This window comes from Moraxella sp. CTOTU47724, assembly GCF_032014955.1.
Taxonomy (GTDB): Bacteria; Pseudomonadota; Gammaproteobacteria; order Pseudomonadales; family Moraxellaceae; genus Faucicola; species Faucicola tetraodonis.
In genome coordinates this window covers 53,716-74,770 of sequence record NZ_DALZSV010000002.1, presented here as the reverse complement: position 1 = coordinate 74,770, position 21,055 = coordinate 53,716, and the positions used below count along the sequence as shown (strand labels likewise).

General features: G+C 45.2%; 18 protein-coding genes. 14 read left to right on the top strand and 4 right to left on the bottom strand.

Going from position 1 to position 21,055, the window contains the following annotated elements; genetic code table 11:
• The first annotated feature begins 9 nt into the window (after positions 1 to 9).
• The 6 genes from parE (at position 10) to RTR63_RS00975 (ending at position 5,280) form a co-directional block, all read left to right on the top strand.
• Complete coding sequence (gene parE, locus RTR63_RS01000; RefSeq protein ID WP_312522212.1) at positions 10 to 1,899, top strand: DNA topoisomerase IV subunit B; 1,890 nt, start codon at positions 10 to 12, stop codon at positions 1,897 to 1,899.
• Between the two features lie 13 nt (positions 1,900 to 1,912).
• Positions 1,913 to 2,074 (top strand): hypothetical protein, encoded by a 162-nt coding sequence (locus tag RTR63_RS00995; RefSeq protein ID WP_312522210.1) that lies wholly within the window; start codon positions 1,913 to 1,915, stop codon positions 2,072 to 2,074.
• 27 nt (positions 2,075 to 2,101) lie between these two features.
• Entirely contained in the window at positions 2,102 to 2,440 is a 339-nt protein-coding gene (locus tag RTR63_RS00990) for a YnfA family protein (protein ID WP_065253566.1), read from the top strand.
• A gap of 101 nt (positions 2,441 to 2,541) precedes the next feature.
• Positions 2,542 to 3,177, top strand: coding sequence for a lysophospholipid acyltransferase family protein (locus tag RTR63_RS00985; RefSeq protein WP_312522208.1), 636 nt, complete (start codon positions 2,542 to 2,544; stop codon positions 3,175 to 3,177).
• Positions 3,178 to 3,539: 362 nt separating this feature from the next.
• Entirely contained in the window at positions 3,540 to 4,385 is an 846-nt protein-coding gene (locus RTR63_RS00980) for a BamJ family beta-barrel-assembly machinery protein (protein WP_050325169.1), read from the top strand.
• 100 nt (positions 4,386 to 4,485) lie between these two features.
• The gene (locus tag RTR63_RS00975) at positions 4,486 to 5,280 is read left to right on the top strand and encodes a BamJ family beta-barrel-assembly machinery protein (protein ID WP_312522205.1); all 795 of its coding nucleotides are present in this window, start codon (positions 4,486 to 4,488) and stop codon (positions 5,278 to 5,280) included.
• A gap of 114 nt (positions 5,281 to 5,394) precedes the next feature.
• On the opposite strand, the gene argA is transcribed toward RTR63_RS00975, so the two are convergent.
• Positions 5,395 to 6,753: an amino-acid N-acetyltransferase gene (gene argA / locus RTR63_RS00970; RefSeq protein WP_065262875.1), complete on the bottom strand. Its 1,359-nt coding sequence runs from the start codon at positions 6,751 to 6,753 to the stop codon at positions 5,395 to 5,397.
• A 555-nt stretch (positions 6,754 to 7,308) separates the two neighbouring features.
• Here argA and RTR63_RS00965 point away from each other — a divergent pair.
• Positions 7,309 to 7,842, top strand: coding sequence for a hypothetical protein (locus RTR63_RS00965; RefSeq protein ID WP_065253570.1), 534 nt, complete (start codon positions 7,309 to 7,311; stop codon positions 7,840 to 7,842).
• An 82-nt stretch (positions 7,843 to 7,924) separates the two neighbouring features.
• Here the strand turns inward: RTR63_RS00965 and RTR63_RS00960 are convergent, their stop codons facing one another.
• Positions 7,925 to 8,821 (bottom strand): patatin-like phospholipase family protein, encoded by an 897-nt coding sequence (locus tag RTR63_RS00960; protein WP_312522203.1) that lies wholly within the window; start codon positions 8,819 to 8,821, stop codon positions 7,925 to 7,927.
• 155 nt (positions 8,822 to 8,976) lie between these two features.
• Between RTR63_RS00960 and recG the strand changes: the two genes are divergently transcribed.
• The 3 genes from recG (at position 8,977) to RTR63_RS00945 (ending at position 13,598) form a co-directional block, all read left to right on the top strand.
• Positions 8,977 to 11,130, top strand: a complete 2,154-nt coding sequence (gene recG / locus RTR63_RS00955) for an ATP-dependent DNA helicase RecG (RefSeq protein ID WP_312522201.1) — start codon at positions 8,977 to 8,979, stop codon at positions 11,128 to 11,130.
• A gap of 220 nt (positions 11,131 to 11,350) precedes the next feature.
• The gene (locus RTR63_RS00950) at positions 11,351 to 11,530 is read left to right on the top strand and encodes a hypothetical protein (RefSeq protein WP_101964595.1); all 180 of its coding nucleotides are present in this window, start codon (positions 11,351 to 11,353) and stop codon (positions 11,528 to 11,530) included.
• A 250-nt stretch (positions 11,531 to 11,780) separates the two neighbouring features.
• Positions 11,781 to 13,598: an alkaline phosphatase D family protein gene (locus RTR63_RS00945; RefSeq protein WP_312522199.1), complete on the top strand. Its 1,818-nt coding sequence runs from the start codon at positions 11,781 to 11,783 to the stop codon at positions 13,596 to 13,598.
• 61 nt (positions 13,599 to 13,659) lie between these two features.
• Here the strand turns inward: RTR63_RS00945 and RTR63_RS00940 are convergent, their stop codons facing one another.
• On the bottom strand, positions 13,660 to 15,321 hold the full coding sequence (locus tag RTR63_RS00940) for an electron transfer flavoprotein-ubiquinone oxidoreductase (RefSeq protein ID WP_007115862.1): 1,662 nt from the start codon (positions 15,319 to 15,321) through the stop codon (positions 13,660 to 13,662).
• 548 nt (positions 15,322 to 15,869) lie between these two features.
• Here RTR63_RS00940 and RTR63_RS00935 point away from each other — a divergent pair.
• From RTR63_RS00935 to RTR63_RS00920, 4 genes are all read left to right on the top strand, one after another.
• Positions 15,870 to 16,595 (top strand): DUF1285 domain-containing protein, encoded by a 726-nt coding sequence (locus RTR63_RS00935; protein ID WP_312522196.1) that lies wholly within the window; start codon positions 15,870 to 15,872, stop codon positions 16,593 to 16,595.
• Between the two features lie 187 nt (positions 16,596 to 16,782).
• Positions 16,783 to 17,652 (top strand): glutamate racemase, encoded by an 870-nt coding sequence (gene murI, locus RTR63_RS00930; RefSeq protein WP_312522195.1) that lies wholly within the window; start codon positions 16,783 to 16,785, stop codon positions 17,650 to 17,652.
• Between the two features lie 129 nt (positions 17,653 to 17,781).
• Positions 17,782 to 18,789, top strand: a complete 1,008-nt coding sequence (locus RTR63_RS00925) for a DUF4062 domain-containing protein (protein ID WP_312522192.1) — start codon at positions 17,782 to 17,784, stop codon at positions 18,787 to 18,789.
• Between the two features lie 200 nt (positions 18,790 to 18,989).
• Positions 18,990 to 19,250 carry a hypothetical protein gene (locus RTR63_RS00920; protein ID WP_203171302.1) on the top strand — a complete coding sequence of 87 codons (261 nt, stop codon included), beginning with the start codon at positions 18,990 to 18,992 and terminating at the stop codon, positions 19,248 to 19,250.
• A gap of 189 nt (positions 19,251 to 19,439) precedes the next feature.
• On the opposite strand, the gene RTR63_RS00915 is transcribed toward RTR63_RS00920, so the two are convergent.
• Positions 19,440 to 20,825 carry a lytic murein transglycosylase gene (locus RTR63_RS00915; RefSeq protein WP_312522190.1) on the bottom strand — a complete coding sequence of 462 codons (1,386 nt, stop codon included), beginning with the start codon at positions 20,823 to 20,825 and terminating at the stop codon, positions 19,440 to 19,442.
• Between the last annotated feature and the right edge of the window lie 230 nt (positions 20,826 to 21,055).

Below are 21,055 nucleotides of genomic sequence, written 5' to 3'. Positions count from 1 at the left end.
GGGAAAAAAATGAGCAATTATACATCCACCTCACTTGAAGTATTAGAAGGTCTTGACCCAGTACGCCGTCGCCCTGGTATGTACACTGACACCACACGCCCCAACCACCTTGCCCAAGAAGTCATCGACAACTCGGTGGATGAAGCCCTTGCAGGTCACGCCAAAAACATTACTGTCATTCTACACACCGATGGTTCGTTGTCGGTCGAAGATGACGGACGCGGCATGCCGACCGACATTCACCCCGAATTTAAGCAATCGGGCATTGAATTGATTCTGACACGCCTACACGCAGGCGGTAAATTTTCTACCGACAACTACCAAGTCTCAGGCGGTCTGCATGGCGTGGGGATTTCAGTCGTCAATGCCTTATCGCACAAAGTCGATGTCACGGTGTGGCGAAATGGCGAAGCATTCACCATGCAATTTGTTGATGGTAATGCGGTTGCTCCGCTTGCCATTGCTCAAGCTAGCAACAAGAAAAAACGTGGCACACTCGTGCGGTTTTGGGTCAATGAAACATACTTTGATTCACCAAAATTCAACATCAAACAACTCAAACACCATCTTAAAGCCAAAGCCGTGTTATCGGCAGGGCTGACCATTACTTTTATCAATGAAATTGACGGTGACAAAGACGTTTGGCAATTTACCGATGGGCTATCGCAATATCTCACCGAGCAACTGGTCGAAGAAATCACCCTCCCAGAACAGCCATTCGTGTTTAATTACGACGCCAAAAAAGGCGAACGAGCAGGGTTAAGCTTTGCCATTTGTTGGCTTAGCGAGGGTGGTACGCCTGTGCAAGAAAGCTACGTCAATCTGATTCCTACGGCTCAAGGTGGCACCCACGTCAATGGACTACGCACAGGTATTACTGACGCATTAAAAGAGTTTTGTGAACTGCACAATCTACTGCCGCGCAACGTCAAACTCGCTCCCGAAGACGTGTGGGATGGGGTTAATTATATTTTATCGCTAAAATTCTCCGAACCGCAATTTAGCGGACAGACCAAAGAGCGCTTATCGAGCCGAGAAGCAGCGGGCGTGGTGCAAGCCTTTGCTAAAGATGGCTTTAGCTTGTGGCTCAATCAAAACTCAGAGATTGCCAAACAAATCGCTGAATTGGCGATTAACAAAGCGGGCAAACGGCTAAAATCTGCCAAAAAAGTTGAGCGTAAAAAAATCACCCAAGGACCGGCACTGCCAGGCAAATTGGCGGATTGTCGCGGTGATTTGCGAGATGGCGCAGAGCTGTTTTTGGTGGAAGGGGACTCGGCAGGTGGCTCAGCAAAACAGGCACGTGACCGCCATTTTCAAGCGATTATGCCCTTGCGAGGCAAGATTTTGAACACGTGGGAAGTGTCGCCCGATACGGTGCTTGCCAGTGAAGAAATCCACAACATCGCCATTGCCATTGGTGTTGATCCTGATTCAGACGATTTGAGCGAACTGCGTTATGATAAAATCTGTATTTTGGCGGATGCCGATTCGGATGGATTGCATATTGCCACGCTGCTGTGTGCGCTGTTTGTCAAACATTTTAAAGCAGTCGTCGATGCAGGGCATTTGTACGTTGCTATGCCACCACTATACCGCATTGATATTGGCAAAGAGGTAGAGTACGCCCTTGATAATGAAGAGCTTGAGCAAATCTTGAAAAAAGTGGCAAAAAATAAAAAGCCGCAAATTACCCGTTTTAAAGGGTTGGGCGAGATGAGTGCCGAACAGCTACGTGAAACCACGATGAATCCTGATACACGACGTTTGGTGCAGCTAGACCTTGATGACCCAACGGCAACCGATAGCGTGATGGATATGCTGCTTGCCAAAAAACGCGCCAGCGACCGTAAAGTATGGCTTGAGCAAAAAGGCGATTTGGCGGAAATTGGGGTTTAATGGCTAGGCAAAAATGATTGACGTTAAGCCTACACTGATAGCGTGTACTTTTGAAAGTGCATGGCTATCTGATACATTTAAACATTATCAAGTAGATAAATCCTATGACGCTTTAGACTTTTCAAAAGAAAATGACGCTCGTGATGCGATTTATCAACTTTCTCCTTCAGCCTAACATCTAACATGGGGCAAATCCGCGAATATGACTAAACTGTTGATTACCCTGCTTTTATTCTTTATCACCGCCATTGCCGAGATTGTCAGTTGTTATCTTGGCTATCTGATGCTCAAACAGCACAAACCGCTTTGGCTCATTGTACCTATGACCATCACGCTCGCCGTGTTCGTATGGTTATTGACCCTTCATCCCACAGCGACAGGGCGAGTGTATGCCGCATATGGTGGCATATATATTGCGACGGCTTTGGTATGGCTAAAATTTGTCGATGGCGTTTCTCTGACGCACTGGGACAGCATTGGCGGTTTGGTAATATTGTTGGGTGCAAGTATTATCATCCTTCAGCCCAAAAGTTTGTTATAACTCTCTTCAATCAACAAATTTGCTAATTTCAGTGAACTAATGTAAACTGAAAATTTTAGCCTAGTATTTTAATTCAATCTAGTATCTCAAAGAGTATATTCATGGATATCAACCAAACGCCAGTAGACCCTAGCCAATTTGGGTCTAACGTGCCGCGCCGTCATGACCCAAAAATCGCCAAACTTGCCGCAAAATACTTAAAAATAACAGGTTGGCAAGTGGTCGGTGACGTACCTGATGTCAAACAACTAGTGATGCTCGCTGCCCCTCACACCTCCAATGAAGATGGCTGGAATGCGGTCATGGGCATTTTATCGGTTGGCATTGATTTTAAATTGATGGGTAAAAAAGAGCTGTTTCGTCTCCCGCTCATCGGGTCTTTCTTAAAATGGGGCGGGATGATTTCGATTGATCGTCAGAAAAAAGGTTCGACTTTGCAGGCGGCCATTGAACAATTTAACCAACAAGAGCAGCTTTGGTTAGGGTTGGCACCTGAAGGGACACGCAGTTATACCGAAAAATGGAAAACAGGGTTTTATCATATTGCCGTAGGGGCGGGCGTACCGATTTTACCGATTGCGATGGACTATAAGACCAAACAAATGCGCTTTATGCCCTTGTTTTACCCAACAGGCGACTATGACGCCGATTTACCCAAAATTTTAGAAAACTATCGCGGCGTCAAAGGCAAATACTTTGAGAAAATGTCACAGCCGTTACAAGATTTGCATGGCTAACTGTCTTAGCTACCCCATAAATTTCTCATGCTGTTTTTATGTTGAGCTACTTTTAGTTAAGGTAGCTTTATGCCAACGGCTTAACAAGCCTGCTGTCACATTCATCCCATTTATCATTAGCGGGCTGATAGGGTAAAAAAAGGGTAAAAATGCGGTATGAAAGTCCTTCTGCTGCCGATACGGTCAATAAAAGGGTATCGAGGTAAAGACCGTTTTGCTATCGCCGCTATTTGCCCACAAAAAAACCTAAACCTGACGATGCCATAGGTTTTACAAACTATTTCTGCTATGATAGATACAATTTTGAGACGATTTTTTAATAGTTATTAGACCTTAATTGGACATATCAGATAGGAAATTTTATGAGCAATAATACAGTTCCCGTATTGGCAGCAGTTGTGTTAGGTGCTTTGGCATTATCACCCGTTTTTATCAAAAGTTTTGGCAACGACCCACAAGTAGCCGCCATCGGTAGCCGTCAGTTGGCGGGTAATTCAGCCGCTATCAATGCCCAAAGCAGTGAAGTGGCAAAGGTAGGTTATAGCCTAGGTTATATGATGGGTCAAAACGTCAAAAAAGACGCCAAAGACCTCAATCCTGCTGATATCAATCAAGGTATCAATGACGGTTTTAATGGTAAAGAATCGACCATGACCCGTGAAGAAATGATTAAAGCGGTACAAACCTATGAGCAAAATCAAATCCAAAAACGCCTACAAGACAACCAAACCAAAGGCGAGGCTTTCCTAGCGCAAAACGCTAAAAAAGCGGGTGTCAAAACCACCGCGTCTGGCTTACAGTATGAAGTGCTCAAAGAAGGTACCGGCGCGCAGCCAAAAGCCACAGATATCGTAGCGGTACAATATGAAGGTAAATTGTTAGACGGTAAAGTGTTTGATAGCACCGCACAGCATGGCGGTCAGCCTGCGGTATTCCCGCTTAACCAAGTTATCCCAGGTTGGACCGAAGGCTTACAGTTAATGAAAGAAGGCGGCAAATATCGCTTCTACATTCCATCAAAACTCGCTTACGGTGAGCAAGGCGCCCCCCAAGGTGGTATTGAGCCAAATAGTGTGCTCATCTTTGATGTTGATTTGCTAAAAGTCAACCCACCGGCTGATGCCGCACAGCCTGCCGCAGCAGATATCCAAGCCCAACTACAACAACAAATTGAATCCATGCAGTCAGCTTCTCAACCTGCTCAATAGGTGGGGTTGGCGTCAGATAGGTGATCTCAATCAGCCGGGCAAGCGTAACTATCGAGTTCGCTCGCCCTACTCATCGACACGATGGCAAAGGAACATCCCAATGAGTTTAGGATATAAAAAAGTAAGTTTAGTGACTGGCATCGCTACTGGCATGCTATTAGCAGTTACGTCAATCAGTGCAAATGCCGCACCCGCCAGCACTGGCACAAACAAAGTTGCGTCCTCTGTGTATGTACCAAAGTCCACAGTGACGGCAACTAGCCCAGCATTGGCACAAGTCGGCTATAGTTTTGGCTATCTGATGGGTGAGAGCAACAAAGACAGTATTGATGATTTAAATCTTGATGCGTTTTTTCAGGGATTTCGAGATGCATACTCAGCGCAGTCGCCCAATCTTGACAAAAAACAAATGCAAAAAGTATTGCTAGACTATCAAAAAAACAAAGAAATTGCCTATGCCAAAGAAGTACAAGCGTTAGCAGCTAGTAATGCAGCAAAAGGCAAACAGTTCTTGCTAGAAAACGGCAAAAAATCAGGCGTGAAGACTACCGCGTCGGGTCTACAATACCAAGTGCTAACACAAGGGAGAGGCAAATCGCCTAAAGCGACGGACAAAGTCAAAGTCCACTACGAAGGTCGCTTGATTGACGGTACCATTTTTGACAGCTCTTATAAACGTGGCGAACCTGTGACTTTCCCACTCAACCAAGTGATTAAAGGTTGGACAGAAGGGCTACAGTTGATGAAAGAAGGGGGTAAATACCGTCTGTTTGTCCCCGCTAATTTGGGGTATGGCGAAGCAGGTAATGCCGATATTGAACCCAACAGCGTGTTGATTTTTGATATTGAGCTGTTACAAGTCAACCCACCTGTGACCCAACCCGTTAAACTTTAAGTTTTCTCCTATCTTAAAGTTTTGTCCCAGCTTAAAGTTTTCCCCAGTTGGCTATAAAAAAACGCTCATATTCCTATTGAGCGTTTTTTTATAGTGGCTTGAAAGACGATACCTTTAAAGTACCTTTTTTAATACTTTAGAGTTGCGAGTATTGTCATAAAAGGCATAGCGGTCAGCCGGTAGCGATTCAGCAGGGACTTCCATAAACCCATGCTCGACAAACCAATGTGCGGTGCGAGTAGTCAATACATAGAGTTCATGGATGCCGCGGCTACGCGCTTGTTGCTCTAAGAATGCTATCAAATCTGCGCCACGGCTACCATTGCGATAATCGGGATGGACAGCCACACAAGCCACTTCCGCGGCTTGGTCGTTGAGTGGGTATAAAGCCGCGCAGCCTAATACCATACCATCACGCTCAATCACACTAAAGTTTTCGATATCGCTCTCTAAACGCTCACGCGAACGACGGACCAAAATACCTTGTTCTTCAAGTGGCTCTAGTAGCTCAATCAAACCTACCACATCGTCGATATCGGCACGGCGAATTTCTTCATACGGGTCATGGGAGATTAGCGTCCCTGAGCCGTCACGGGTAAATAACTCTTCAAGTAGTGCACCATCTTTGGCATAGGAGATGATATGGGTACGGTGGATGCCGTATTGACAAGCATCGCTGGCTGCCCGTAAGAAACGCGCGATTTCTGAGCTTTCAGGAACATCACGTAAGAAGCGTGTCACTTCATGCGGAATCATTTCTTTAAGCAGGTGAGTGCCATCTTTATAGATACCTGTTTGCTCACCCAAGAAAATTAATTTATCCGCTTTTAGGCTAATCGCCGCTTGTAGTGCCACATCTTCAGCCAAAAGGTTAAATACTTCGCCGGTCGCAGAATAGCCCATACTACCCAAAATTACCACATGATCATGGATTAAATTGTTGTGGATGGCTTCGGCATCAATCGCGCGCACTTCCCCAGTAAATTGATAATCGATGCCATTACGGATACCGTAAGGGCGGGCGGTGACGAAGTTGCCTGAGATGGCATCAATACGAGAGCCATACATCGGCGAGTTGGCAAGTCCCATCGATAGCTGCGCTTCAATTTGCAGGCGAATTGAGCCAACGGCTTTTAGGATGTACGGCATGGCTTCTTTTGTAGTGATGCGCACATCATCTGCCATCGGTGTTTCGATATGATTCTCGGCAAGATTGGCATCAATTTGCGGACGCGCACCGTGGACGAGTACGAGCTTAATGCCAAGACTATGCAGCAGCGCAAAATCATGAATCAAATGGCTAAAATTGTCGTGATTGACCGCTTCGCCATTGAACATAATGACAAAGGTCTTGCCACGATGGGTGTTGATATAGGGCGCAAAGTTACGAAACCATAATACATAAGGTGGGGTAACATACGCAGGGGTTGTGGCAGCGGCATTTTGTTGGGCAGTATTGGGTAAATCAATCATAGCGTGATAGGCAAGTATAGGGTTATTATCAGTCATCGTTTCGCCATCGGCAAGCGGTGCATTGCCATGGGTAAAACTTGCTGAAGTGTCGGTTGAAGTTGGCATGATAACAGTAGACATGATAAAAAAAGTAGACGTACAGACAGCGCACGATAAAGTTTTTGTCTCTTTTAATTAAACATACATGTAAGCTTAACAGCGAATATAAACTTAACAGCGAATGGGCAATGCACTGTGCAACATTCTTCACACAGCTTATTGCGACGCATCGCTCAGAGACTAACGATAAGGCTATCAATAAACCTTACAAAATACAATAGTTAATCTTACTGATTTTGGCTGCGCTGTTTGTATTTAGTAAATTCATCCCGCAACTTTCAACTTGCTAGTGAGTTAAATTGTAAAGTTTGTTATGCTAATCTATAGTTGAGCCTTAACCTATTTGACCACCCAATCAGCGGTGTATGCCAACCTGCCAAAAAAAGAGAATACGCTAACACCCGCTGACACAACAATTTTGAACATTTGAAAATCATGATTTAATGGAGAATATTCATGCAAAAGCTTTCAGTATTCGCGCTAATGACCGCCTCACTTGGGGCATCAGCCGCCGCAATGGCTGTGCTACCAACGGTGGCATTAGACCCTGTTGATAATAATCAAGCAGCGCCTATCTCAGCACCCGCTGCTGGTCAAGTTCAAACCCGCATTTTAGCCTCTGTTGTTGGTCAGGATCCACAAGGTCAAGAAGTGTTAAGCCCCGTCAATGCACAAACGCGCCTTGCATCAGGCAACGTCGTAGAGTATCGCGGCTACTTAACCAATAACAGCCCCGACCGTATCCGCAACATGAAAGTGACCATGAACATCCCAGCCAATATGGAATTAGTGAGCACGAGCGATGTAGAGCCAACCCGCGCGTTCGGTAGTATGGACGGTGCCAATTTTCAATATATGCCACTAAAAACCAACATGAATGGCGTGCTACAGAACCTACCGATGGCTTACTATAAAGCCATACAGTGGGATGTACCAGGTTTGGGTCTTAATGAAGTGGCGATGGTGAAATATCGTTTAAAAGTAAAATAATAAGCGCTCAATGCCTAGAAGGGCTCAACGCATAAAACCACTCGAAGCATAGCACTGCTCAATGATTGAGCGGTTTTTTTAATTACAATTTTTGAAACTTGCCGATTTTTTGCTCAATATCGCTGAGCTTTGCTAAGGTTGCGACTTCCCCTGCTTTTATCGTCGCCTCTCTGGCTATGGTATTAGTGGTGCCAATATCACCAACGGCTGGGCGTATCACCACGTCCGCCCATTTGATTTCAGCAGCGTTTGCTTGATTGGGCATGACGGCAAATGTCTTATCCAGTAGCGCCCAAAAATCTTGTGGATGGCTATTTTTTGGCGGGCTTGAAACATCTACCGCGATGATAATATCTGCGCCCATTTGTTTGGCAGTTTGCACAGGCACAAGGCTTGTCAGACCGCCATCGCCATAGCGTTTATTGTTGATGCGTGGCGGTACAAAAACGCCATACACGCTACTGGACGCACGCACCGCAAGACCAGTATTGCCTTTATCAAAGACGGCTTTTTGCTTGGTGGTTAAATCGGTGGCAACGCTGGCAAAACGGATGGGGAGTTTTTCAATCGGTTGATTATCGACTTGAATATTTACCCAGTTTTGTAATTTGATGCCTTCGATAAAGCCTTGTTTGCTCCAGCTATAATCAAGCAATTCATTATTGCTAACATGGGTCGCGATGTCTTCAAGTTCGCTAGCGGACTTGCCACTGGCGTATAAACTACCGACTAGACTGCCGCTACTGGTACCGACGATTAAGTCAGGGGTGATGCCATTTTTTTCCAGTACCTTGATGACGCCGACATGGGCAAAGCCTTTGGCACCGCCCCCGCCTAATACAAGGGCGATTTTGGGTTTTGCTGATGGTTGAACGGATGGTTTAGTAGGTTGTGTGGGTATCAATGGCGTTTTAGTGCAAGCGGTAACCGTAAAAAAAATGCTAGTAGTTATCAGGGCAAAAAAAGAAAACGGTTTCATAGTAAGCCTAATCAATCAAAACAGCAATATTATTAAATGATAAATTTGTTGAGTTCATCGGTTATAAAGCGTAAATTGTGTCGCTATGTATTCTAACTTAATTTGGTGTTTTTTCATGCTATTTTTATTATAGGCAGATAAGCTAACTTTATAATATGACGCTAAAACCTGACATCTTTAATCTCCCCGTCACCGCGCTTGCTGGCGTAGGTAGCAAAATCGCTGAACAGCTTGACCAACTTGGTATTGAGCGCGTGTTTGATTTGTTGCTACATTTGCCGCGTGATTATGAAGATCGCAGCCGACTGGTCAACATGTGTGATGTCGTCGATGGACAATCGGCATTGCTACAAGGTACCGTTGTCCGCGTCGACAACAAAAAGATGGGCCTGAGCGTGACATTACAAGATAGGACAGCGCAAACAACATTACGCTTTTTCAAAGTCTATCGTGGATTGACCGAAACCATGGCAGTGGGCAATACCTTGCGTGTGTTTGGTGAAATCAGTATCAGTAAGTATGGCACCCAAATCAGCCACCCTGAATATGAAATTATTACTGGACATCAACCCCTGACCAATACAGGGCTCATACCTATTTATCCAACGGTCAAGTACCTACATCAAAATAAACTGCGCAGCTTGATTCGACTTGCGCTGCAAACGGTCAAACAATCCAATCCTGTGATGGCTACTATCAGTGATGCTGAGTGGCAAATCGTACAAAGTGCGCTGAGTAAGCAGTTTCCGTTACTGGCAGGTAGCCACAACCCATTTGGCGAATTTAGCTTGCTAGAAGCCATTAGCTTTATCCATCAGCCACCCATTTATACCGATTTGAACAAGCAAATGTTGGTATTAGCGGCGTTAAAAAATCGCAGCCATCCGACGTGTCAGCGGCTCATTATAGAAGAAATGCTCGCGCACCAGCTGAGTCTACTGTACCGCAAACAACAACTTTATCAGCATAAAGCACCGCGCTGCGATGCCACAAGCGAGCTTGCTAATCAGTTGTTAGCTAATTTACCTTTTACCCCTACCCATGCCCAAAATCGGGTAGTAGCGGAAATCGTCAAAGATTTGTCAACGTCAGTGCCCATGCTGCGACTCGTGCAAGGCGATGTTGGCGCAGGCAAAACCTTGGTAGCAGCTTTGGCGGCGTGCTATGCGCTTGATAGCGGCTGGCAAGTGGCGGTGATGGCACCGACAGAGATTTTGGCGGAGCAACATCTTAATAACTTTAAAAGCTGGTTTGAACCGCTTGGCATCGGTGTGGGTTGGCTGGTGGGCAAGCAAACAGCCAAAGCGCGTGAAAAAGCCTTGCAACAAGTACAAGACAACGAGGTACAAATCGTGGTCGGTACGCATGCGCTATTTCAAGAACATGTCAATTTTGCCAAGTTGGGCTTGGTGATTATCGATGAGCAGCACCGTTTTGGGGTGGAGCAGCGAATGGCGCTAGTAGATAAAGGCTTGGCGCATACCACACCGCATCAGCTGATTATGACAGCCACACCCATACCGCGTACCCTTGCCATGAGTGCATTTGGTGATATGGATACGTCCATCATTGATGAGCTGCCGCCCAACCGCACCCCCATCACCACCGTCACCATAAGCCGTGACCGACGTGATGAAGTGATTGAACGTATTGCTGCCAACTGCGAGCAAGGCAAACAAGCTTACTGGGTGTGCCCACTGGTCGAAGAGTCAACCATGCTTGATGCGCAAGCCGCTGAAGCGACTTATGCCGATTTGAATGACAGGCTCAATCTGAACATTGGTTTGGTGCATGGCAAAATGAAACCGAATGACAAACAAGCAGTCATGGCGGATTTTAAAGCGGGTAAAACCGCTTTGCTGGTGGCTACCACCGTGATTGAAGTCGGGGTCGATGTGCCCAATGCCTCGCTGATGGTGATTGAAAATGCTGAGCGATTAGGGTTATCGCAATTGCACCAACTACGCGGACGCGTGGGGCGTGGCACCCAAAAAAGCTTTTGCGTATTGCTTTATCAAACGCCATTGTCAGAAACGGGTATCGAGCGGCTCAATGTGTTGCGAGATAGCAATGATGGCTTTGTGATTGCGCAAAAAGATTTGGAACTACGCGGTGCAGGCGAGCTTTTGGGTAAACGGCAGACAGGATTTGATAGCTACTATGTCAGTGACCTAGCCAGAGATGAAAGCTTGCTAATCGTGGCGCAAGCGATTGCTAAGTACCTAATTGCTGATGAAAATCGCAAATCACAAGTGCAGCAATATATCAGCCATTGGACACCCGATGCCATCAAATACATTAACGCGTGATAGCGCATAGTAGGCGCTTGAATTCTGATAGAGCGTTGTTTTTACGGATAAAGCGACTATTCACACCTGCAATTTTTTGTTATGTTATACCCTATGTACTTATTGATTAATTAACACTGACTTAACTATCGTAACTATTGGTTTTAATTAATTTTTTATCCATTGCGCAATATTACTGTTATTTATTAATATAGAATTATCAATATGAAGGATACCTGTTATGCCACAAACTAAATACGATTTACCTATCGCAGACCAAGCCACTGCTGATGAAATCATCAAAAAAACCGAAGACATCAAAGGGGTCAAATTTGTCAACATTAACCCTAATGGTACCATCGTTGTGACCCATGGTGACGACTTTGATGAAGCTGCATTTAAAGCGGCTGCAGGTATTTAGCTACTAGTATTGATAAGCGACTAGGTATTATGCCTAGTTTTATTGCCTGTATGTTTTATGACATAGATTTTTGACTGCGCAAAAGCTGACTTCGGTCAGCTTTTTTATTGGCTAAAATTTGCCGTTAATTGTTCATTCAATCGTCATACGGTTGTCACCTTAGTCAGCTAATGTTTCCTAGCGATAGCGTATCTTTTTATCACGATTTGACTTTTCATATTGTTGCTTTGCCTTATCTAGAGGAAACCCCATGACTGACCAACCCGCTGAGCAAACTTCTCCTATCCACAATTTGCTTAAAGACACCCAGCCATCAACCCCAAGTATCAACCGTCGCCGTTTTTTACAATCAACATCGCTTGCGACTGCCGCAGGTGCATCGATGTTGCTAGCCGGCTGTAATAATGACAATGATGATAATGATAACACAGCGCAGGTTAGCTTTTTACATGGCGTGGCCAGTGGCGACCCGCTTGCTGACAAAGTGATTTTATGGACTCGCGTGACACCGGTGAGCAGTGGCAGCAGCCTTGATGTCGATTGGCAAATTGCCAGTGATAATACGTTTAACACCATCATCAATAAAGGCACGAGCAAAACAAACGGTGGGCAAGATTATACGGTCAAAGTGGATGCCACGGGTTTACAGCCAAATACGCCTTACTTTTATCGATTTATATGTGGTGGTGTCACCAGTCCGATTGGCAAAACCAAAACCCTACCTGTCACGAATGTCAATCAAGTGAAACTTGCGGTGGTGAGCTGTTCAAACTATCCTGCAGGGTATTTTCATGCGTATGCCGATATTGCCAAGCGCAGCGACGTTGATGTGCTGCTGCATTTAGGCGATTATATCTACGAATATGGTCGTCATACCATCGATGACCAAGGTAAAACGGTACCTGCCTATGCTTCAAGCCAGGCCGCACAGCTCAAGCGCGAAGTCATCCCAGTGGAAGAATTGCTCACCATTACTGGCTATCGCTTGCGCTATGCCCAATATCGTACCGATAAAGATTTGCAAGCGGTACATGCCGCCATGCCAATGATTGCGGTGTGGGACGACCACGAGATTAGTAATGACACCTACAAAGAAGGTGCCGAAAATCACCAATCTAATGAAGGCGACTGGAATCAGCGCAAGATGGACGCGATGAAAGCCTATCATGAATGGATGCCCACGCGTAATAGTGTGATGACGCAAATTTATCGTAGTTTTGATTTTGGTAATTTACTCAGTCTACATATGCTAGACACCCGTGTCATTGCCCGGGACAAACAGCTAGATTACAATAAATTTTTAATTAAAGACGCCAATGGTCAGCTCACTTTAGATAGCGCAAAATTCACCGCAGCAATGCAAGATACCAGCCGCCAAATGATCGGTTTGCCACAACAAAACTGGCTAGCAGGTCAATTGCAAGTGTCAAAGTCGACTTGGCAAATTTTGGGTCAGCAAGTGGTGATGGGGCAGATGTTTATTCCTGCACCCGTACTGCTCAATTTTATGAATCCTGCCTTGGGCGTAGATGCCGTCACTTATCTGACCCTAATGCAAAAAGCGCAGACCGCCCCCACGACCTTGACGCCGCAAGAGCAGAGTATGGTACAACAGTTGCAGCAAGCCCCATTCATTCCTTATAACCTAGATGCGTGGGATGGTTATTCGGTGGCACGCGAGATGATTTATGGTATTGCCAATGCTATGCAAAAAAACTTAGTGGTATTGGCAGGCGATACCCATAACGCTTGGGCAAATAATCTAGTCAATGTCAAAGGCGAACCCGTTGGGGTGGAGTTTGCGGTACAGTCAGTGACATCGCCAGGTTTTGAAGAATACTTAGCAACAGTTGACCCAAAACAGTTAGCACTGGGGTTACCTATGCTGATCAAAGGTGGTACGTTAAAATGGTGTGACACCTCTCAGCGCGGTTATATGATTGTGACAGTGACCCCTGAGCAATGCACCAGCGACTGGGTGTTTGTCAGCGATATCACCAAGCCCACTTATTCAAGCAGTATTGGTAAAACAATGCGTGTCAAAGTGGGTGAGCCTTATTTGGTTTAAACAACTTTGACAAAACCCAATAAAAAAGCCGCTAACGTTAGCGGCTTTTTTTGATACATCATTACATATTTGGGTAGTTTGGACCACCACCCCCTTCTGGGGTGACCCATGTGATGTTTTGTGAAGGGTCTTTGATATCACAAGTTTTACAGTGCACACAGTTTTGTGAGTTGATGACAAATTTTGCGCCGCTGTCACTTTGTACCACTTCATATACCCCTGCTGGGCAATAACGCTGTGCAGGCTCAGCAAAGATTTTGAGGTTACGCTTAATTGGCACCTCTGGATCGGTTAACTTCAAGTGACAAGGTTGATCTTCAGCGTGGTTGGTATTGGAGATAAACACGGAAGATAATTTATCAAAGGTCAGCTTACCATCAGGCTTTGGATACTCAGGGATATAAGCGTGGTCTGCGCGCTCAAGCACATCGTAGTCTGGCATTCTATCACGAATAGTCAGTGGCATTTTACCCTTAAATATATTTTGCTCTAGGAAGTTGAACGCACCGCCCATCCAGATACCCATGCGGTGCATCGCATTTGCGAAGTTACGCGCTTGGTACATGTCGTTGTAGAGCCATGATGCTTTGAATTTTTGCTCATAGGTTGGCACTTCGTCATGTTGACGACCGGCAGCAATCGCTTCATACACGGCTTCCGCGGCTAACATACCTGACTTAATGGCGGTATGAGTACCTTTGATTTTTGCTGGGTTTAGGAAACCTGCATCGTCCCCCACTAACACACCACCGGCAAAATATAGTTTTGGTAATGAGTTTAAACCGCCTTTGGTCAAGGCACGCGCACCGTAAGATAAGCGTTTACCGCCTTCTAAAATATTGCGAATGAGCGGGTGGGTTTTTAGACGTTGTAACTCATCAAATGGCGATAGGTAAGGGTTGTGATAAGACAAGTCAATCACCATACCAAATGACACTTGGTTGTTTTCGTCAAAATATAACCACCAACCACCGTTACTATGCGTCTCGCTAAGTGGCCAACCTGAACCGTGCAGCACCATGCCTTCTTGGTGTTTGGCAGGGTCAATTTCCCAAAGCTCTTTTAAGCCAATACCGTAATGCTGCGGGTCTTTGCCTTCTGATAGGTTAAAACGGCTGATTAAGCGTTTACCTAAGTGACCACGGCACCCTTCAGCAAAAATGGTGTATTTTGCCAGTAGCTCATAGCCTGGCTCATAGCCTGATTTTGGTTGACCTTCGGCATTGACGCCCATGTCACCCGTCAATACGCCACGGACAGAACCATCTTCGTTGTACAGAATTTCAGCGGCAGAAAAACCTGGGAACATCATCACTTCAAGCTCTTCGGCTTGGGTGGCTAACCAACGTACAAGGTTACCCAATGAGATAATGTAGTTGCCATGGTTGTGCATCAAGCTTGGGACGATTTTTTCTGGCAATTCGCGGTATTTGGTCTCATTTTTGAGCATGTAGACGCGGTCACCTTTGGTTTGCACGCGAACGGGCGCACCTTTTTCTTTCCAATCAGGAATCAGTTCAGTCAGTGCATTAGGCTCCATGACCGCACCTGATAAGATATGGGCACCAAATTCTGAGCCTTTTTCAACGATACACACGCTAAAATCAGGATTGCCAGCAGCAATGGCAAGTTGACGTAGACGAATTGCCGCAGATAGACCTGAAGGTCCGCCACCCACGATAACTACGTCAAACTCCATTTGCTCGCGTTCGATGTCTTGCATACAAACTCCTTAGAAAAATAAAATTCAGTGATGACAACTTACTTAAACTTGTGCGCATTGGGTTAAACAATGCGCTTCTTCAGCTTACATCTGACAGCCTATCATAAGTTGCATCACGATGATTTTTGCAAGGCTAGTGATTGGGAAGGTTAGCCTTTGATTATCAGTTCATCAAATAATTGCTGGCGCAGGCTGGCAATGTTATCAATGGTTTTCTTGATTTTAACATATAATGAATCGTTATATGAATTCAGAAAAAATACTACTTAGTATAATAGATTAACCCTTTAACCACCTAATATTTTTGCAGGAGAAAATGACTGCTGGGCTTAATTTATCGCATCCAATCTGACTTGTCTTATGCTATCTGTCACCTTTATATACAATAAATCGACACAGGTACTAACAGCGACTATTTGAAACCCAGCGTTGAATTGACTACTATGTACCACAAAGTGATGTCAACACAGCGCATCATGGCATTCATAAACCCATACAATCCTCTAAATCCTAATCTAAATAAAAACTACCATAATATGAGCTATAAAATGACTAATACTGATACTAATAATGTAGCATCTAAACCCAGTTTTAATATTAATTTTGATACTAGCTTTGATATAAGCGAGCTAAGCCAACAAATCGAGCAATCGGTTACTTCGCAAGCCGTAGCAGCCGCAAATCATCCGACACGCCAAATTCCACCGCTTGAAAAATGGCAACCCAAACTCAGCGGTGCGATGGATATGGTGGTCAAAGCCAATGGCGAGTGGTGGCATGAAGGCAGTCAAATCACCCGTCCACTACTCATTGATCTGTTTGCCAAAGTGTTGTGGTCAGAGGTTGATGACAACCACCACATTGAGTATTTTTTAAAAACCCCTGTTGAAAAATGGCAAATCCAAGTAGAAGACGTGCCACTGCTAGTGAATCAAGTGGACGTCATTAACAAGCAATTTGGCGCTACTAGCAAACCGGTGTTGCAGTTCACCACCACGCAAGGCGATGTGGTGATTGCTGACGAGCAGCATCCGATTCGTTTGGGTCTGCCATTTACCCATGCTAGCCATCATGATGCTGGTTTACAGCAAAAACAAGCCAGCCAGCCTTATCTGTTAGTGCGGCAAAATGGTGACTCAGCGCTATACGGACTCATTCATCGCAATGTGTTTTACCATTTGATTAAGTTGGGTGAGTTGGCAGAGGGTGAAGAGGGGACGTCATTGATTTTGCACAGTGGTGATAGCACTTTTACCTTGACGATGACCCTCTAACCAGCCGCTTTAGCCAAATTTTGATAGCTTGTGAACCAGCAAGGTGACGAATTTGCTGTCAAATTCAGCAACTGCATTTTTTTGTAGTGAGCGTCTAAAAATTGGTATAAGATAGTGGTCTATTTTATGGGTACAGTTATTTTGCGGTTTAAAATAGCAACACCCTGCGAGTTGGACTGATTAGGCTATGGTAGAGTTAGCAAGCGCGCCGATAGGCGTATTTGATTCTGGGTTGGGCGGATTGTCGGTATTGACCCATTTGCAGCGACGCTTGCCATTTGAACGTTATATCTATCTTGCCGATACCCTGCATGTACCCTATGGCTCACGCAGTGAAGTACAGATTCGTGAACTTACCTTGCAGGCAGTGGACTGGCTACACTCGCAAGGCTGTAAACTTATTGTGATAGCTTGCAATAGTGCCTCTGCGCATGGATTACAGGCGGCAAGGCGGCAGTATCCTCAAGTGCCGATTGTCGGCTTAGTCCCTGCATTAAAACCTGCGGTGATGCAGTCGGTCACCAAGCAAGTCGCGGTGTTGGCAACCCCAGCGACCTTGCACGGGTATTTACTCAATGAAGTTATTGAACAAGTCGCTAAACCGCAGCAAGTGACTGTGCACAAATATAGCTTTAACAGCCTAGTGCCTTGGGTAGAGTTGGGTATGCCAAGCCATCACCCAGCGGTGACTGATTTAGATCACTTGCTAAGTGAGTTACAGGCTAAAAAGGTAGACCAATTGGTACTGGGCTGTACCCATTTTCCTTTTTTTAAAGCCTATTTGGCACAGCGTATCGACGAGCTGATGACTCACCAAGCTATGGGGCAAGTGTCATTGATTGATTCGGGGGATGCCATTGCCAAACGGGTGCATGATTTGCTTGAGCAAGCCAATCAGCTTGCCTCTCATAAAGAGCGACCACGGTTACAGTTTTATGCCACCGCCAACTTACCCACTACTAAGCAGGCCGCAACGCGTTTGTTGCAGCGGTTTTTGCCAGAGTTGGGGATTGATTTTTTTACCTTGTGTGTGACTCAACATCGTGCAGTGAATTGAGCTTGTTGGTTAGTTAGCATGGCTTTTTACCCTTTTAGTTTTTAACGATTTAGCTTTTAACGATTGAGCTTTTAATCCTTTACCTTTTTTAATTAATTGCGTTCATTAGAGCGTTATGGAGAAGATAGCATGTCTCAAAAGAAACGTTATCATATTCATATCTCTTTGGTGAGAAATGAAAATGTCAACTTAGAGAATGCCCTAGAGTATGCGCTATCGACGGATTATTTTTTGACTTGGGATTTGCTTGCGACCCATACCAATTTTGTTGAATACAGCCGCCAACAAATTGACCAATGTGATTATATGATTTTTATTTTGGGCAATGATTACGGTCATTTAAGCCTATCAGGTGTCAGTTATCTGCACTTATCTTATATCTATGCGTCTTCAAAACGTGTGCCGATGATTGCGTTAGTCAATACCCAGCCGAGCCAACATGAGCTATTACGTCAACGGTTGGATCTGTTTAATTTGGTGATTAAAGAACAAGGTTCGCGGGCCATTCATTTCGATCAGACCCAGGATGGTGTGCCCGACTGTGTGCGAATGCTTGAGGAAATCAAAGACAAGTTTCCGCGATCAGGTTGGGTCAAAGACACCCTTCCATTAAGGGCGTTACCGACAGGCGCTAGTGGCGATTTGAAGTCGGTTTTTGTCTCGGATAGATTTCATATCCGTAATAGCGTGCAACCCGGCTTAACTGCCAGTAGTCTAGAGCGCGATCAAAAGCCGCCTGAACTTGAAGTTAGACCCACCCAAGTCACGCCAAAAGCGCTCAATGAAGCGTTATTGGTCAATTACACCGCACACGCGTTTGAAGGCGGCAACTTGCGAGAAATCAGCGCGGCTTATACATTTAGCTGGGGCAATATTGTGCAAATGCTACAAGCACTACCGCAGCCGTTTACCAGTAATATGATGTTGACCCAAATTAATGATGCCCTCAAAGATGCTGCAATGGCAGAAGCGCTCAAAATCTCACCCAATATCCATGCGGTCTCGCGCTGTCAAATCAGTAGTATCGATTATCAATGGATAAAAAGCCAACTGGTGAAAAAACGATGGTTGTTCTCGGTCAAAGAAGGGCAAAGTATCCGCGAGCTGTGGCAGATTAACATCATTGTACAAGCTTAATCCATCGTTTCTAACACGCCTTTTTTATGGTTTTATGCGCGTTTTACCCAAGTATTTTATATCAGCTTTGACCAAGCCATGATTTACTCATGTCATGATAATGTTATACAGACCTGCTAACTAGCGTCACATTTGTTTGTGTTATGATAATCTCACAGCATACATAACGATAACATTGAGAATAAAAAGAGGATAAAATTATGAGCAATCATGTGACCCAACAAGCGGAAGATCTTGAAAACAAAATCAACCAACTTGAAGATACCATGCACGAAGCACAGCAGTTTCGCACCCTCGAAGAGCAAGTCGAAGACATGAAACGCCGTGGTATCAACCCACGCGATAACTTCAAAAAGTGGGATGAAGACGAAGAGGACAATTGGGGCAGCAATTCAAAAGGCGAAGTCAAACCGATCCAAATGGATGATGGTGAAGAGCCCACCCCGCCACCTATTGTATAAGGTTGTCCCATGTGGGGATATTAACAAAACCCTGTCACTATCAACAAAAAACCCTTAATCTCAGCATTAAGGGTTTTTTATTGGGTAATGAAAAATTGATGAACATTGTAGATGACTACGGCTTAAATAACTCAGGTTTAAATCATTTAAGGTTTAATGCCTAACACTGAAACACTAAGGTTTCAATGACTAGGGCGTTGTCACCCCACCTTGCCCATTGTCGATACGATAGTAACTCGTGCGCCCATTGGCGTCGCGTACCACTTTAGTCGGCGTGGCAGTAATCGTTGAATTCGGTACAGACTGGTATCGAACGGGCGTTTGGGTCGGGTATTGGTTTGGGTACTGAGCATTGCCTATTGGCTGAGTCATTAGCATACGGTAGAGTTTCATACCCGCACGACCATCAGGGTTGACACCTTGCTGACGCTGAAAATCTTGAATGGCATAGCGCGTTTTATCGCCAATCATGCCATCAGCTTGACCAATATCATACCCACGATTAAGCAGTGCTTGCTGGATTTCACGGGCTTGACGGCGACTAATACCGGCATCATCCGTGGGCCAAGGTGTGACAAAGCCGACGTTGCTAGTACGGTTTTGGCTAATCATATCGGACAAATGCGCAATCGCTAGCGCGTAGTTCTCTGACGCATTGTAACTATAAAACGCATCGAAGTTTTTACCCACTAAGAACGCAGGACCTTTGCTACCTGCAGGTAATAACAAACCTGCACTATCAAGGCTAGAGGGTAGCGGCTGACCATTGGCAAGGGTCAGACCTTGACTGCGCCAGTAGCTCATCGGTTTTTTGGCTTTGCGGTTGCTATCTGCCCAAAACCCTGCGGGCAGCTTGACCTCAAATCCCCAAGGCTCGCCCGTGCGATAACCTGCTTTATCCAAGAAATTGGCCGTTGACGCGAGCGCATCAGCTTGGCTGTTGACCAAATCTTTACGTCCATCACCATCAAAATCTTGCGCCAAGCGTAAGAAGGTACTTGGCATAAACTGGGTTTGCCCAAACGCCCCTGCCCATGAGCCAGTCATATCATCACGGCGGATGTCACCATTTTGCAAGATACGCAGCGCGTTGGCGTATTCCGTGCGAAAGTACGACTGACGACGGTCAAAGCAAGACAAGGTCGCTAACGACTGGATTAAATCTTTTTTACCCAGCTGCTTACCAAAGTTTGACTCTACTCCCCAGACGCCGAGTACATCCGTTCCTTTCACGCCATAGCGCTGCTCGATGCGGTTTAGCGTGCTTTGCAGTTGGTTTTTGGCATTAATACCATCTTGCACACGTTCTTCATCGACCAGACCTGAGAGATAGTCCCACACTTCTTTTTGAAACTCAGGTTGATAGTTGAGCGAGACAATCACACTAGGGTCAGGCTCAGTTGGGCGATATTGTTCTAAAGTGCTGGCTACACCGCGAAAGGTGCTGCTGTTTTTGAGATTGGATAAACACTGTTGAAACTGGGCATTGCTAAGATTAGGCGGTGTCGGTGCGGCATTGGCTTGGCTAATCATCGCCACGCCTGCCAGCGCCATAAAAATCGGAAGTAAACGCATAACAAACCTTGAATAGTGACAGATAAAAACATCAACAAACGGGATGAATTTTGACTGATTCAAGGGTATAAAAAAAGCCCACTTAGTGAAAGGAGTAAATGCATTTAATTACATTTTTTCACATTGGGTGATAAAGCGTTAATTTTTGCACGGTTATAGTAAGTCCAATTATTTAACGCGAAAAAATTGGGCATTAACGGTGTAAAGCCCAATTTTGAAAGCATTAATAT

Coding starts and splice junctions, on each gene's coding strand:
- RTR63_RS00960 (WP_312522203.1), bottom strand. CDS start 8,821: ATGAAACCGTTTTCTTTTTTTGCCCTGATAACTACTAGCATTTTTTTT.
- argA (WP_065262875.1), bottom strand. CDS start 6,753: ATGATTGATTTACCCAATACTGCCCAACAAAATGCCGCTGCCACAACC.
- RTR63_RS00935 (WP_312522196.1), top strand. CDS start 15,870: ATGACTAATACTGATACTAATAATGTAGCATCTAAACCCAGTTTTAAT.
- RTR63_RS00940 (WP_007115862.1), bottom strand. CDS start 15,321: ATGCAAGACATCGAACGCGAGCAAATGGAGTTTGACGTAGTTATCGTG.
- RTR63_RS00990 (WP_065253566.1), top strand. CDS start 2,102: ATGACTAAACTGTTGATTACCCTGCTTTTATTCTTTATCACCGCCATT.
- RTR63_RS00965 (WP_065253570.1), top strand. CDS start 7,309: ATGCAAAAGCTTTCAGTATTCGCGCTAATGACCGCCTCACTTGGGGCA.
- RTR63_RS00975 (WP_312522205.1), top strand. CDS start 4,486: ATGAGTTTAGGATATAAAAAAGTAAGTTTAGTGACTGGCATCGCTACT.
- RTR63_RS00985 (WP_312522208.1), top strand. CDS start 2,542: ATGGATATCAACCAAACGCCAGTAGACCCTAGCCAATTTGGGTCTAAC.
- RTR63_RS00995 (WP_312522210.1), top strand. CDS start 1,913: ATGATTGACGTTAAGCCTACACTGATAGCGTGTACTTTTGAAAGTGCA.
- RTR63_RS00980 (WP_050325169.1), top strand. CDS start 3,540: ATGAGCAATAATACAGTTCCCGTATTGGCAGCAGTTGTGTTAGGTGCT.
- RTR63_RS00950 (WP_101964595.1), top strand. CDS start 11,351: ATGCCACAAACTAAATACGATTTACCTATCGCAGACCAAGCCACTGCT.
- RTR63_RS00920 (WP_203171302.1), top strand. CDS start 18,990: ATGAGCAATCATGTGACCCAACAAGCGGAAGATCTTGAAAACAAAATC.
- parE (WP_312522212.1), top strand. CDS start 10: ATGAGCAATTATACATCCACCTCACTTGAAGTATTAGAAGGTCTTGAC.
- recG (WP_312522201.1), top strand. CDS start 8,977: ATGACGCTAAAACCTGACATCTTTAATCTCCCCGTCACCGCGCTTGCT.
- murI (WP_312522195.1), top strand. CDS start 16,783: ATGGTAGAGTTAGCAAGCGCGCCGATAGGCGTATTTGATTCTGGGTTG.
- RTR63_RS00945 (WP_312522199.1), top strand. CDS start 11,781: ATGACTGACCAACCCGCTGAGCAAACTTCTCCTATCCACAATTTGCTT.
- RTR63_RS00925 (WP_312522192.1), top strand. CDS start 17,782: ATGTCTCAAAAGAAACGTTATCATATTCATATCTCTTTGGTGAGAAAT.
- RTR63_RS00915 (WP_312522190.1), bottom strand. CDS start 20,825: ATGCGTTTACTTCCGATTTTTATGGCGCTGGCAGGCGTGGCGATGATT.